The organism is Aggregicoccus sp. 17bor-14, assembly GCF_009659535.1.
In the GTDB taxonomy this organism is placed as follows: domain Bacteria; phylum Myxococcota; class Myxococcia; order Myxococcales; family Myxococcaceae; genus Aggregicoccus.
This window is the reverse complement of sequence record NZ_VJZZ01000001.1, coordinates 453253-466886: the sequence shown is the minus strand read 5'-3', so window position 1 is coordinate 466886 and position 13634 is coordinate 453253. Positions and strand designations below refer to the sequence as shown.

Sequence of the window (13634 nt, the reverse complement as noted above, 5' to 3'; positions counted from 1 at the left end):
ACTCCGGGCCCTTTGATGCGCCCACACTTCCTGACCCCCGCGCTGCTCTTTCTCGCCACGTGCAGCTCCGAGCTGCCGCGGCGCAACCCCCCGCTCGACAGCTTCGCGTACCCGTCCGCACTGGTGCACGTGAAGGTCCCAGGCAAGGACAACGGCCTGCTGTACGTGACGAGCAGCAACTTCGACAAGCTCTACGACACCGGCGCGGTCATGGCGGTGGATCTGGACGCGCTGTCCACCGCGCTTCCGGCCTTCGAGCGCACGGACAAGCCGGTCGTGGGGCCGCGCGATGCGCCCACGCCGCTCAACGTCGGCGACGGCGGCCGGGTCTTCGTGCAGAGCATGACCGGGGACATGGCGCTCTGGACCTCGCCGAGCGACGGCCAGTCCTACCTCTTCGTGCCCAGCCGCTCCGAGGGCGACCTGCTGCAGGTGGTGCAGGCGAACGGCACCCAGCTCAAGTGCGTGGGCACCGACAGCCTCGATTGCCAGAGCCACGCCATCACGCTCACCACGGCGGAGGGCGTCACGAACGGCCAGCCCGGGGCGCCCGCGCCCTTCGGCGTGACGGTGGGGCAGGGGGCGGACAGCGAGCTGTGGGTCACGCACCTGATGTCCGCGCTGGTGGAGAAGGGGACGAACCGCCAGGCCACCGCGACCACCTACGTGCTGCGCACGGACGCGCAGGAGGTGGTGAAAGCGCTGCAGGACCCGACGAAGCACGGCCTGCTGCAGCTCCCCCCCGACCAGTTCCTGCCGCTCACCGTGGGCGCCTCGCTCGCCGGTGCGCACGCGGTGGCGCTGGGGCCTGACTACGCCTTCCTCTCCGGCCGCTCGGTGACGAGTGGGCAGGGCACCGCGGGTGCGCCTCCCTTCCTGCTGCGCGCGATCCGCCGCACCGACCCGCCGCTGGCGCTGGACGCGGGGCTTCGCGCCTCCTACCCGGACATCGAGGCGCGCGGGCTCGCGCTCAACGCGACGGGAACGCGCCTGTACCTCGCAGGCCGGGCGACCGGCAGCACGCTGATCGTCGCGCACGTCAACAGCACGCCCACCACCCTGGGGGTCACGGTGGTGCGCGCGATCGACACGCTCCCTCCGGGTGCGAGCGCCGTGAAGGTGATCTCGCGCGGCACCCCCACCCAGCCGCGCGGCGACCTGGTGCTCATCACCTGCAGCAGCGCCGGCGTGCTCGCCATCTACGACGACGAGGTGGGCGACATCGTGGCGCAGGTACCGGAGCTGGGCCTGCAGCCCTACGCGCTCGCCGTGGACGAGCGCATCATCGACCCGCTCACCCAGCAGAAGGGCGCGCGCGTGTACGTCGCGAACTTCGCGGACGGCCGGGTGAGCGTGATCGACATCGACGATGTGGACAAACCCCAGGGCGCGCGCGTGGTCGCGCGGCTCGGCGCGCTGCAGGCCTGCGCGAGTGACAACCGGGAAAACTGCCTGGAGGGCTCCCCGTGAAGTGCGCTGCAAGGACGTTCCTGATCTCCGCGCTGCTCGTCTGCGCGGCCTGCAGCTCCAGCCAGGACGAGGTCCCTCCGGCCGGGCTCGCGGAGACCTACGACCTCGTCGAGGCGCAGGGCCTCATCTTCGTGACCTCCGCGGAGACCAATGACCTGAAGGTCATCGATCCCTCCGTGGTGGACTACATCCGTGCGCCCAACCCCCTCGAGGCGCTCTCCGTGCCGGTGGTCGCGCGGCCGGACAAGCTCGCCCGGGACATCTCCTACGAGGCGACGCAGACGGACCTGGGCACCGAGAAGACCGGCCCCTACGTCTACGTGCGCAGCGCGAGCGAGTCCGCGATCTCGGTGGTCTCCACCGACGCGCTCGACCTGCGCACGGTGATCACGGTGCCCACCCAGGGCGCGGTGACGGCGCTCGCGGCGCGCGGCCCCACCTACGCGGACCCGACGCACAGCGTGCTCTACTACGCGGCCCAGGCGCAGGGCCGCAGCTCACTGTTCCGCGTGGTGCTGCCGGCGGACCCGGCGGTGCTCGCGAAGGTGGATCCCAAGACGCTCGTGAGCCAGGAGGTGAAGATCGAGAGCGGCACCAACGACAGCGGCGCCGCGGTGGCCGTGCCGGCCGAGGGCTACGGTCCGGTGACGGCGCTGCTGGTCGTGCCGGGCCGCATCGCGGACGCGAGCACGCTGAAGGATCGCCTGATCATGGCCACCCGCTCGTTCCAGGGGACGAGCACCGACCCGCTCAACCCGCAGCGTCCCTTCGACACCGTGCGGCTCGCCTTCGAGCCCACGCGGGCGGTGGCGGAGCTGAAGCTGAACTACACCACGCCGCTGAGCTCGGCGCAGACGGACCGCAAGCCGGTGCCGGTGCGCAGCCTCATCACGAACGGGCGCTTCTCGTACACCGCGCTGGAGCCGGACGCGAATGGGACCCCGCAGCCGGTCACCAAGGTGAAGGAGGCGGCGGACCACATCTTCGCGCTGATCGACGAGGAGGCCTGCGTGGGCGTGAGCCGTTGCGGCGGCGTGCTCGCGGTGAACTCGACGGACGGAGAGATCGCCACGGCCACCGTGCCCGAGCGAGCCGAGGTCTCGAGGATCACGAACGGGACCAAGGAGGTCATCGCGGACTCCGCCCCCGGCTTCACCGCCCCGATGCTGCCGCTGGCCTTCGACTTCTCGCTGCCCACGGGCTTCACGCTGGTCCCCCGCGCCGAGGTGCAGGTCGTCCAGGGCGTTTCCCCGGTGCAGCAGCAGTTCCCGCTGCTCGGGATCGTGGCGCACGCCAGCGGTGCCTACTTCGCTTTCGACGCGATGAACCTCATCCACCTGGATCAGGATGTGCGTGACTCGACGATCTCGCCCCCCTCGGCGCTCGACGCAGCGAACACCCCCTTCCCGGAGAGCAGCGAGGTCTTCAAGAGCAACCCGATCAGGATCAACGACCCCTTGCTGACCCCCTTCCAGGGCTACACGGACTCCGCCACGGTGTCCGTCGTGTTCGAGGGCCCGATCACCACGAGCTTCTTCGCGACCACGCAAGAGGCCACGACGTTCAGCGTCCCCCCGACGCTGGTGCACAGCGGTGCGGTCGGGCTGCCCACCACGGGCGCGCCGGAAATCCTCCCGGGGGACGTGGTGCAGTTCTTCCCCAGCTCGGACCCGAGCACGCTGTGCCGCGTGATCAAGCCCGACGGCTCGAGCGAGGTGCAGGAGGCCCACGTGGACACGGTGACCCCGGGCAATCTCGCGACCGGGGCGGCCATCACCTTCACGCTGGCGGAGAAGACGATCCCTGCGGCCTGCAAGGACGTGAAGTTCTTCCAGGTTCGCTCCGGCAAGGACACGGTGTGGCCCTTCGTGGCCTACAGTGACAACACGTACCTCGGCCGCGTGGGGCAGGCGGGCACGGGCGGCGAGCTGGACCTGCGGACGAACCCGCACTTCCTCGCCCCGCACTTCACGTTCGGCAATCCCTCGCTGCAGATCGTGGCGGTCAGCACGCCTCCGCAGGCGCTCACCCGCGGCAACAAGTACGTCTACACGCTCGCCTCGAACTTCGATCCCTACAGCTTCACGGTGGCGACGGACGCGGCCCGCCTCACGCGCTTCTTCATCCCGGGTCCGATGGTCTACTCGCCGGGCCGCCCGCTGACGGTCGAGGGGGGTGGCGAGCCCACGATCGAGGGAAAGAACCGCATCTACGTGGCCTACCCCACGGCGGACGGCGTGCTGCAGATCGCGCTTGAGGGCGCGCAGAACAACGGCCGCCTGCTCGTGCCGGTGGTGCCCTTCCAGTAGTCGAAGGGCGCATGCGCTCTGCTATCGTCCGCCCCGGACACTGCCAAACCCGGGGCCACACGATGATGGAACAGACGAAGCGTCCGGCACGCCAGGTCGGGATTGCCGACCACCTGTGGGAGACCTTCGAGCTCATGGCAGAGCAGATGGGCTCGGAGCGGGAAGCGCTGATCAACCAGGCGCTCTTCACCTTCGCGCGCCTCAACGGCTTCCTCGAGGCGGCGAGCGCCGCGCCCCGCAGCAGCGCAGGCGCCGCCGCAGCGGCCGTGCCTCGCACGCCGGCGTTCGCGCCCGCGCCGGCCCCCGTGCGCCACGCGCCCCTGCAGCACCCGAAGACGGCACCGGGCCTGCCCGCGGCCGAGGCCGCGCCTGCCGCGGAGGACGAGCGCTCGCATCGCGAGGAGGACGGGGCGCTGCCCCTGCCGGGCGCCGCGGAGCCCGCGGCGGCGAGCATCGAGCCCGACGCCGCGCCCGTGCAGCTGCCCGCACCCGCTGCGGCGGCCGCGGAGCCCGGCCTGCAGCTGTACCTGATGACCGAGAGCGGTGAGCTGGACAAGATCACCAAGGACCGCTTCGTCATCGGCCGCGGCAAGCACTGCGACTTCGTGATCAACTCGGGCAAGGTGAGCCGCGAGCACGCCGTCATCGTGCGCGACGGCGATGCCTACTTCATCGAGGACCTCGGCTCGTCCAACGGGACCTGGTTCAACAAGCAGCGCATCAAGCGCCGCCGCGTCGAAGAGGGCGACGAGTACTTCGTCTGTAACGAGAAAATTAAGCTCGTGTTGCGCTGATCAGGCGCGCGCCACGCGCGTGACCTGTTCTTGAATTGACCCCGCAGGGGCCCTCCTGTTCAATGGCGCGAGCCTGCTCGCTCGCTCGGCAGGCGTTTCCATGACGCCCGCCGAGATCGCGCTCTGGACAGCGCTGGGAGTAGCCCTGGTGATTGCGGTCGCGACGGACCTGCTGCGCCAGTTCATCCCGACGGCGCTCACGGCCGTGCTGCTCTTCGGAGCGCTCGCGCTGCGGCTGCTGCTCGAGGGCGTGGGCTCGCTGGACTCCGGGCTGCTCAGCGGCGTGGTGGCCGCGGCGGGGCTCGCGCTCGTGCTGCTGCCCTTCACGCGCGGCGGAGGCATGGGGGCGGGCGACGTGCGCCTGATGGCGGGCGTGGGCGCGGCCGTGGGGTTTCCGGCGGTGCTCGCGGTGGCGGGCTTCGTGTCGCTGATGGCCTTCTTCCAGGCCGTGGTGACGCTGCTGTGGCAGGGCGCGGTGGCCGAGACGCTGGGCGCGATGCTGCAGCGCTGGGCGGTGCGGGCGGGACTGCGGCCGGAGGGGAGCGCGGCGCCCGTGCGCCGCCGGGTGCCCTTCAGCGTGGCGGTGCTGCTGGGCTGCGCGTGGACGTGGGTGTGGCGCAGCGGGCGGGTGGGGTAGGGCGCGTGCAGGCAACGGGACAATCGAGGGGACCGACGACGATGGGCAAGGGCATCAGGCAGGTGGCGCTGTGGGGGGCATGGCTCGCCGTGCTCGTGGGTGGGGTGGCGGCGGGTCAGGAGAGCACCACGATCGCGCTCGGGGTGGGGACGCAGAAGGTCATCTCCGCGCCCGGCGTCACGCGCATGTCCATCGGCGACCCCGCGGTGGCCGAGGTGAAGAGCCTGGGCGGCAGCCAGGTGCTCGTCACGGGCAACGCCGAGGGCAAGACCACGCTGCTGATGTGGAAGGGCACCGGGCAGCGGCTGAGCTACCTGGTGACCGTGCGGCGGCAGGATCCGAACGAGGTCATCTCGGAGATCCGCAAGCTGCTCGGCGAGATCGAGGGCGTGAGCGTGCGCATGGTGGGCGACCGCATCTACCTGGACGGCCAGGCCTACACGACCCAGGACGCGGACCGCATCCAGCAGGTGGTGGACCTGTACCCCAACGTGAAGAGCTTCGTGAAGATCGCGCCGAACGCGAAGAAGCTCGTGGCGCAGAACCTCAACGCGGCCTTCCAGAAGGCAGGCCTCAAGAACGTCCAGGCCAACGTCGTGGGGGCGTCCATCTTCCTGGAGGGCTCGGTGGAGAGCCAGCAGGACCTGCAGAAGGCGGAGCTCGTCACCAAGGCGCTGGGCGAGAAGGTGGAGAACCTGCTCACGGTGGGCATCAAGCGGATGATCCTCTCCGAGGTGCAGTTCGTGGAGATCCGCCGCAACTCGCGCGACCGCTACGGCGTGAAGTACCCCACCGACATCACCGGCACGGTGAGCGCCTCCGCCATCTTCAACAAGCAGCTGTTCCCGGGCAGCTTCGCGGATGGCGTGGCGCAGGCGGCCATCATCGGCTCCGCGGACTTCGCCGTGGGCTTCCAGACCAACGACGGCTACGGCCGCCTCCTCGCGCAGCCCAAGCTGGTGTGCGCGAGCGGCGAGAAGGCGGAGTTCCTCGCCGGCGGCGAGGTGCCGATCCCGCTCATCACCAACAACCAGTTCACGGTGGAGTACAAGCCCTACGGCGTCATCCTCAACATCCGCCCCACCGCGGATCGCAACGGCAACATCCAGACGGAGATCGAGGCGGAGTCGAGCGAGATCGACACGTCCGTGGCGGTGTCCGTGGGCGGCTCGGCCAGCGTGCCCGGCTTCCGCACGCGCAAGGTGAAGACCAACGTCACCGTGCGCCACGGCGAGACCATCGTGCTCTCCGGCGTGTTCAGCCACGACGAGCAGAAGGCGGTGAGCAAGATCCCGGGCCTCGGTCACATCCCGATCATCGGCGAGCTGTTCAAGAGCCGCGGCTTCGACTCCACCAAGCGCGAGCTGGTGATCTTCGTCACCCCGCGCATCGTGAACCCGGACTCGGACAAGGTCCGCACGATCATCGAGGACGTGAAGACCCGCTACAAGCAGGCCCGCAGCGAGGTGAACTTCAACATCTTCGACTGAGCGGCGCGGGAGCGCGCGGCTCCATTTCGAAGGGCCGCGCCATCCGCCGTTCGTCGTACGGCCCCTGCCTGGAGGGGCCCTCTCCCGCGGGGTAGACTGGGGCGCATGTTCCTCATCACGCTCGCGGAGAAGGGGGGCGACTCCCAGCAGCTGGAGTTCGCCCAGGACGAGGTGACGATCGGCCGGCTCGCGGGCAACGACATCGTGCTCGCGAAGGGGAACGTCTCCAAGAACCACTGCCGCCTGGTGACGAAGGACGGCAAGTACGTGCTCGTGGACGAGCGCTCCACGAACGGCACCTTCGTCAACGGCAAGCGCGTCTCCGCGCCGCTGGTGGTGAAGCCCACGGACGCCATCTTCGTGGGGGACTACGTGCTGCACGTGGAGGCGCCCGGTACGAGGCGCGAGGCCGCCGGCGCCGAGACGCCCGCGCCGCTGCACCCGGCCCCGCCGGCCGTGGCCCTGCGCGCGGCCGCGGTGGCGGCCCCGCCCGAGCCCGCGCCGCAGGCCCCCGTGGCGGCGGCGGGCCGCATGCCCGCCTCACTCGCCAGTGCGCTCGCGCGCGCGCAGCGCCCCGTGGATGCGCGCGCGCTGCGCTACACGCAGCTGCAGAAGGACATCCACGACCGGCTCATCGAGTACCTGGATCTGCGGCGCATGGACATGGACCGCCTGGGCACCGAGGAGCTGTGGCGGCGCACCGAGAAGTCCATCCGCGACATCCTCGACCAGATGGAGGCGGACGGGGAGCTGCCCGACGACGTCTCGCGCGACGCGCTGCTCACCGACGTGATCAACGAGGCGCTGGGGCTCGGGCCGCTGGAGGCCTTCCTGGACTCGGACGAGATCAGCGAGATCATGGTGAACCACGCGAACCAGATCTACGTGGAGCGCAAGGGCAAGCTCACGCTCTCGGACAAGAGCTTCTCGTCCAACCGGGCCGTGCTCGGCGTGATCGAGCGCATCGTGGCGCCGATCGGGCGGCGCATCGACGAGTCCAGCCCGCTGGTGGATGCGCGCCTCAAGGACGGCAGCCGCGTCAACGCGATCATCCCGCCGCTCGCGCTCAAGGGCCCCTGCATCACCATCCGCAAGTTCAAGAAGGACTCGCTCAAGATCCAGGACCTGGTGAAGTACCGCACGCTCACGCCGCAGATGGCGGAGTTCCTCGAGATGTGCGTGAAGGCGCGCAAGAACATCGTCATCTCGGGCGGCACGGGCTCTGGCAAGACGACCACGCTGAACATCATCAGCGCGTTCATCCCGGACGACGAGCGCATCGTCACGGTGGAGGACGCCGCCGAGCTGCAGCTGCCGCAGGAGCACTGGGTGCAGCTGGAGAGCCGCCCGCCCAACCTCGAGGGCAAGGGCGCGATCGGCATCCGCGATCTGGTGAAGAACTGCCTGCGCATGCGCCCGGACCGCATCGTGGTGGGCGAGTGCCGCTCGGGCGAGACGCTGGACATGTTGCAGGCGATGAACACCGGGCACGACGGCTCGCTCACCACGCTGCACGCGAACACCCCGCGCGACGCCATCGCCCGCCTCGAGACGATGGTGCTGATGTCCGGGATGGAGCTGCCGGTGAAGGCCATCCGCGAGCAGATCGCGAGCGCGGTCCACATCATCGTGCAGCAGACGCGCTTCTCGGACGGCACGCGCAAGATCTGCTTCATCACCGAGGTGTCGGGGATGGAGGTGGACATCGTCACCCTGCAGGACATCTTCACCTTCAAGCAAGAGGGCTTCTCGGAGGACGGCAAGGTGCGCGGACGCTTCGTGGCCTCGGGCTTCGTGCCGAAGTTCTACGAGGAGCTGCAGCGCAAGGGCCTGCCGGTCAACATGAGCATCTTCCGCGAGGACTAGCCGCCCCATGCCCACGCTCCTCGTCACGCACCCCGACGGCACCCAGACCGAGCACCCCTTCGAAGGCGAGCTGAGGATCGGCCGCCAGGAGGGCAACGATCTCGTCCTCGCCGACGGCGGGGTGAGCCGCCGCCACGCACTGCTGCGCGCGCAGGGTGCGCAGGTGGTGCTCGAGGACGCGGGCAGCGCGAACGGGACCTACGTGGAGGGGGCACGGCTCGAGGGCCCGTGCGTGCTCGAGCCCGGGCAGGAGGTGCAGCTGGGCGACTACCTCCTGCAACTCGTGGCGCCCGCGCGCGACGACCGCAGCCGCACCGACGAGGTCCCTGCGCTCGGTGCGGTCCCAGACGCAGCGCCTGGGTCCGCAGCGGCTCCGGATCGCGCGGGCGAGGCGGGGGCCTCCGCCGGGGCTGCGCTCGCACCGCCGCGCACGCCGAGTGGACGCACCTCGCGCACGGACGAGCTGCTCGCGCCCGGTGCTGCGGCGCGTGTGCCCCAGGCCCTGGCCCGGACCGGGCAGGGCCCGAGGCTGGTGGGGCTGACGGGGCCGTGGGCGGGGCAGCGTGTGGCGCTCGCGGGCACGCTGAGCGTGGGGCGCGGCGCGGGCGCGGGCCTGCTGCTCGAGGACGAGTCCGTGAGCCGCCGCCACGCCGAGCTGCGCTGCACCGGGGCGGGCGTGCAGGTGCGCGACCTGGGCAGCGCGAACGGGACCGCCGTCAACGGCGCACCCGTCCCTGCAGGCGCCCCGGAGGGCGTGCTGCTGCAGCGCGGAGACGCGGTGCAGTTCGGCGTCGCGCTGTTCCGCTTCGAGGACGGCGCGGAGGACGAGGCGGCGCCGCTGAGGCGGGCGCGCGGCGGTGCAGTCCCCACGCGCAGGGGTCAGCGCGGGGCTCGCCCCAGCCCTGCACAGCTGTGGGCTCAGCTGGACCCACGCCGCAAGCGGCTCGCCGTGGCCGCGGGCGGCGTGCTCGCGCTGCTGCTCACCGCGGGAGTCGTGAAGGCCCTGTCCGGGCCGGAGCCCGAGGCCGCGGCGGTCGCCGGGGGCGAGGAGGGCGCAGGCGGGGAGAGCGGCGAGCAGATCCAGCAGCTGCTCAGCCAGTGCCGCTCCTACGCCTCCACGGAGCTGGACGCCGAGCCGGACTGGCGTCGCGCCGAGGAGGCGTGCGGCAAGGCGCTGGACCTGGACCCGCTGCAGTCCGAGGCCCACGCGCTGCTGCAGCGCATCCGGCTCGAGCGCGAGGCCGGCGACAACTTCACCCGCGGCGAGCGGGCGCTCGCGCGCCTCAATGCGGAGGAGGCGCTGGACCTGTTCGGGAAGATCCCGAAGGAGAGCGACTACTTCCGGCGGGCCCGCCCGCGCGTGCGCGAGGCCAGCGCCCAGGTGGTGAAGCGCGCGCTGGACGACTGCAAGCGCTACCTGCGCGACAGCCAGTGGGCCGCGGCGGTGCCGCGCTGCGAGCGCTACCTGGGCGTGGCCTGCCAGAAGATGGACCGTGAGGAGCTGGAGCCGCCGGTGGGCTTCAAGGTGGTGCTCACCTCGGGCCGCCTGCGCACGAACGAGTGGCGCCCCAAGGATCCGCTGTTCCTGCGCTTCCTCACGGCGCGCCAGCGCGTGGACCCCCGCGCAGCCCCCTGGACCTGCCCGCCCGCGGACATCCTCGCCGAGGAGCCGGAGGCGGAGGACCCGAAGCAGGCGGTGACGGCGGCCTTCCAGAAGCGCTACGCGGACAAGCTGCTGCAGGCGGCGATGCTCGACTACTGGTCCGGCCGCAGCACCGAGGCGCTCGCCACGCTGCAGAAGCTGCGCTCGGACTACAACCGCGCGCAGTACCACGCGGACGCGGACGCGGCGATGCGCGACCTGTCCACCGTGGACCAGCTCTTCAAGAGCGGCCAGTCCGCCCTGCAGGCGGAGGATCCCGAGCGCGCCGCCGAGCCCTTCCAGGAGGTGCTCGAGGTGGACGGGCGGGTGATGGCGGAGCTGGCCACGACCCGGCCCTCGTTCTACCGGCGCGCCATCCAGCAGGACATGGCGAGCCATGCGTACGTGGCCGGCAAGCACTGGGCGGACCGCCAGGACACGCGCCGCGGCTGCCGGGTGTGGAAGCTGGGCTTCGGCTTCTACGCGGGCAACACGGACCTGAACAAGGCGGTGGGCTTCTGCTCCACCCGGGGCCTGGCGCTGCTCAACGAGGCCCAGGGGTGCGCGGACCTGCCGGCGGTGCTGGACTTCGCGGTCAAGGGCGACGGGCTGCAGGAGAAGGTCGCCGCCAAGCGGGCCGAGTGGGCGTGCGCCGACTAGCGCGCGTCGCTGTCCAAGAAGGGCGCGGCTCGGCGTGGACAGGGCAGGGCGCGCGGGTTAAGGCTCGGGAATGGTCCCGAGCCCGTCCGCTGGCGCGCCCGTCCTCACGCTGATCGACGCGTCGAACTTCATCTTCCGCGCCTATCACGCCATCCAGCACCTCTCCACGAGCAAGGGGGTGCCCACCAATGCCGTGTACGGCTTCACGCGCATGGTGCTCAAGACGCTCAAGGACCTGGAGCCCACGCACGTGGCCCTGGTCTTCGACAAGGAGAGCCGCACCGAGCGCCAGAAGCTGGACCCCAACTACAAGGCCAACCGCGAGGGGCCCCCGCCGGACCTGGTGCCCCAGTTCGCGCTCATCCGCCGGGTGGTGGAGGCGCTGAACCTTCCGGCGCTGGAGATGGCCGGCTGGGAGGCGGACGACGTCATCGGCACCCTCGCGCGGCGCGCCAAGGCCGAGGGCTACTGCGTCCTCGTCGTCACCGGCGACAAGGACTTCGTGCAGATCGTGGACGAGGACGTGCGCCTCTTCGATCCGATGAACGACCGGCGCACCGGCCCCGCGGACGTGAAGGAGCGCCTGGGCATCGAGCCGCGCCAGATGCGCGACTACCTGGCGCTCATCGGCGACGCCATCGACAACGTGGCGAAGGTGCCGGGCATCGGCCCCAAGACGGCCGTGGAGCTGCTCACCCAGTTCAACGACGTGGAGACGCTGCTCACGCGGCTCGACGAGGTGAAGAAGCCCAAGATCCGCCAGGCGCTGGAGAGCCACCGCGACAGCCTGCAGCTGGCCAAGAAGCTGGTGACCTTCAACACCGAGCTCCCGCTGGACGTGAAGCTCGAGGACCTCGCGCGCCGCCCGGTGCACGAGGCCAAGGCGCGCGACCTGTTCAGCGAGCTGGAGTTCTACAAGCTGCTGCAGGAGATGCCCACCGAGGCGCCCACGCCGCTCGCGCAGACCACCGAGACCGTGGTGGACGCGGGAGGGCTCAAGGCGCTCGCGGACGCGGCGCGCGCCGAGGGCCGGGTGTTCCTCATCCCCGCTTACGAGGGCCTGCCCTACGCCGCGGAGCTGGTGGGCCTGGGCGTGGCGCTGCCGAGCGGCAAGAGCGCGTACGTGCCGCTGGGCCACCGCGTGCTGGGCAGTGCCGGCGTCGCCCCCGCGCAGTTCTCCGAGGTGTTCGGCCCGCTGCTCGCGGACGCGGGCGTGAAGAAGGGCGGCCACGGCCTCAAGAGCCTGAGCCTGCTGCTCTCCTCACTGGGCCTCGTGCTCGCGGGCAGCGAGGACGACGTGGAGCTGCTCAGCTACCTGCTCAACCCCTCGCGGCGCGAGCACGCCCTGACGGACCTGGCGCGCGAGCGGCTGCGGGCGGAGCTGCCGCCCCTGCCCGCCGTGGCCGAGGGCAAGAAGGGCCGCGCGCTCTCGGATCACACCGCGGAGGAGCTCGCGCCGGTGTACGGCACGCGCGCGGATGCCGCGCGCCGGCTCGCCCCCGACCTGTGGGAGGAGCTCGAGCGCGCGGGCCTCGCGAAGCTCGCGCGCGAGCTCGAGGTGCCGCTCTTGCCATTGCTCGCCCAGATGGAGCGCCACGGCGTGAAGGTGGACCTGGGCACGCTCGCGGGCATCAGCGCGATCGTGGACGGGGAGTGCCAGACGAAGCTCAAGGACGTGCACGCGGCGGCGGGGCGCGAGTTCAACGTGGGCTCGAACCAGCAGCTCGCGCAGGTGCTCTACACCGAGCTGCAGCTGCCGGTGCTCAAGCGCGGCAAGACGGGCCCCTCCACGGACCAGGAGGTGCTCGAGAAGCTCGCCCAGCAGCACCCGGTGGCGCGCGCCATCATCGAGTACCGCACCCTGTCCAAGCTCAAGAGCACCTACCTGGACACGCTGCCGGGCCTCGTCGCGAAGGACGGACGCATCCACACCACCTACGACCAGGCGGCGACGGCCACCGGGCGCCTCTCCTCGCGCGACCCGAACCTGCAGAACATCCCCATCCGCACCGAGGTGGGCCGGCAGATCCGCAGCGCCTTCGTGGCCGAGGCGGGTCACCAGCTGGTGTCCGCGGACTACAGCCAGGTGGAGCTGCGGCTGCTCGCGCACGTGGCGGAGGATCCCGTCCTCATCGACGCCTTCCTCAACGACCAGGACATCCACAGCCGCACCGCGGCCGAGGTGTTCGGCGTGCCGCCGGAGCAGGTGACGCGCGATCAGCGCCGGGTGGCGAAGATGGTGAACTTCGGCATCGCCTACGGCCTCTCAGCGCACGGCCTCTCGGGCCGCCTGGACATCCCGGTGGAGGAGGCGCGAGACGTCATCGAGCGCTACTTCACGCGCTACGCGGGCATCCGGCGCTACCTCGAGGACACCGTGGAGCAGGCGCGCAAGCGCGGCTACGTGGAGACGCTGTTCGGGCGCCGCCGCCTCATGGGCGACCTGCTCTCCAAGAACCGCAACGTGGCGCAGGCGGCCGAGCGCGCGGCGATCAACATGCCGATCCAGGGCACCGCGGCGGACCTCATCAAGATGGCCATGCTCGCGGTGGACCGCGCGCTGCGCGAGCGGGGCCTGAAGGCGCGCATGCTCCTGCAGGTGCACGACGAGCTCCTCTTCGAGGCGCCGGACGCCGAGGTCGACGCCGTGAAGGCGCTCGCGCAGGAGTGCATGTCCTCCGTCACGCAGCTGAAGGTGCCGCTCAAGGTGGACGTGGGGGCAGGCCGCAGCTGGGCGGACGCCCACTAAGCTCCACCCGTGCTCCG

General features: G+C 71.0%; 8 protein-coding genes. All 8 read left to right on the top strand.

Annotated elements, in window-relative coordinates; all coding sequences use genetic code 11:
• The first annotated feature begins 15 nt into the window (after nt 1-15).
• The 8 genes from FGE12_RS02070 to polA all read left to right on the top strand — a co-directional run bounded on the left by FGE12_RS02070 (nt 16) and on the right by polA (nt 13617).
• Nucleotides 16-1470, top strand: a complete 1455-nt coding sequence (locus tag FGE12_RS02070; protein WP_153864497.1) for a YncE family protein — start codon at nt 16-18, stop codon at nt 1468-1470.
• The gene (locus FGE12_RS02065) at nt 1467-3779 is read left to right on the top strand and encodes a hypothetical protein (protein ID WP_153864496.1); all 2313 of its coding nucleotides are present in this window, start codon (nt 1467-1469) and stop codon (nt 3777-3779) included. The genes FGE12_RS02070 and FGE12_RS02065 overlap by 4 nt, the downstream gene beginning before the upstream one ends.
• A gap of 62 nt (nt 3780-3841) precedes the next feature.
• Nucleotides 3842-4573 carry an FHA domain-containing protein gene (locus tag FGE12_RS02060; RefSeq protein ID WP_153864495.1) on the top strand — a complete coding sequence of 244 codons (732 nt, stop codon included), beginning with the start codon at nt 3842-3844 and terminating at the stop codon, nt 4571-4573.
• Nucleotides 4574-4673: 100 nt separating this feature from the next.
• Nucleotides 4674-5210: a prepilin peptidase gene (locus FGE12_RS02055; protein ID WP_153864494.1), complete on the top strand. Its 537-nt coding sequence runs from the start codon at nt 4674-4676 to the stop codon at nt 5208-5210.
• A gap of 41 nt (nt 5211-5251) precedes the next feature.
• Nucleotides 5252-6700, top strand: a complete 1449-nt coding sequence (locus FGE12_RS02050) for a type II and III secretion system protein family protein (protein WP_153864493.1) — start codon at nt 5252-5254, stop codon at nt 6698-6700.
• 105 nt (nt 6701-6805) lie between these two features.
• Nucleotides 6806-8566, top strand: a complete 1761-nt coding sequence (locus tag FGE12_RS02045) for an ATPase, T2SS/T4P/T4SS family (RefSeq protein WP_153864492.1) — start codon at nt 6806-6808, stop codon at nt 8564-8566.
• 7 nt (nt 8567-8573) lie between these two features.
• Nucleotides 8574-10868 carry an FHA domain-containing protein gene (locus FGE12_RS02040; protein ID WP_153864491.1) on the top strand — a complete coding sequence of 765 codons (2295 nt, stop codon included), beginning with the start codon at nt 8574-8576 and terminating at the stop codon, nt 10866-10868.
• Nucleotides 10869-10938: 70 nt separating this feature from the next.
• Nucleotides 10939-13617 carry a DNA polymerase I gene (gene polA, locus FGE12_RS02035; protein ID WP_153864490.1) on the top strand — a complete coding sequence of 893 codons (2679 nt, stop codon included), beginning with the start codon at nt 10939-10941 and terminating at the stop codon, nt 13615-13617.
• Nucleotides 13618-13634: the final 17 nt, after the last annotated feature.

What these genes read in the sequence shown, in the direction of transcription:
- FGE12_RS02050 (WP_153864493.1), top strand. Translation starts at nt 5,252, where the DNA reads ATGGGCAAGGGCATCAGGCAGGTGGCGCTGTGGGGGGCATGGCTCGCC.
- FGE12_RS02055 (WP_153864494.1), top strand. Translation starts at nt 4,674, where the DNA reads ATGACGCCCGCCGAGATCGCGCTCTGGACAGCGCTGGGAGTAGCCCTG.
- polA (WP_153864490.1), top strand. Translation starts at nt 10,939, where the DNA reads ATGGTCCCGAGCCCGTCCGCTGGCGCGCCCGTCCTCACGCTGATCGAC.
- FGE12_RS02040 (WP_153864491.1), top strand. Translation starts at nt 8,574, where the DNA reads ATGCCCACGCTCCTCGTCACGCACCCCGACGGCACCCAGACCGAGCAC.
- FGE12_RS02060 (WP_153864495.1), top strand. Translation starts at nt 3,842, where the DNA reads ATGATGGAACAGACGAAGCGTCCGGCACGCCAGGTCGGGATTGCCGAC.
- FGE12_RS02045 (WP_153864492.1), top strand. Translation starts at nt 6,806, where the DNA reads ATGTTCCTCATCACGCTCGCGGAGAAGGGGGGCGACTCCCAGCAGCTG.
- FGE12_RS02070 (WP_153864497.1), top strand. Translation starts at nt 16, where the DNA reads ATGCGCCCACACTTCCTGACCCCCGCGCTGCTCTTTCTCGCCACGTGC.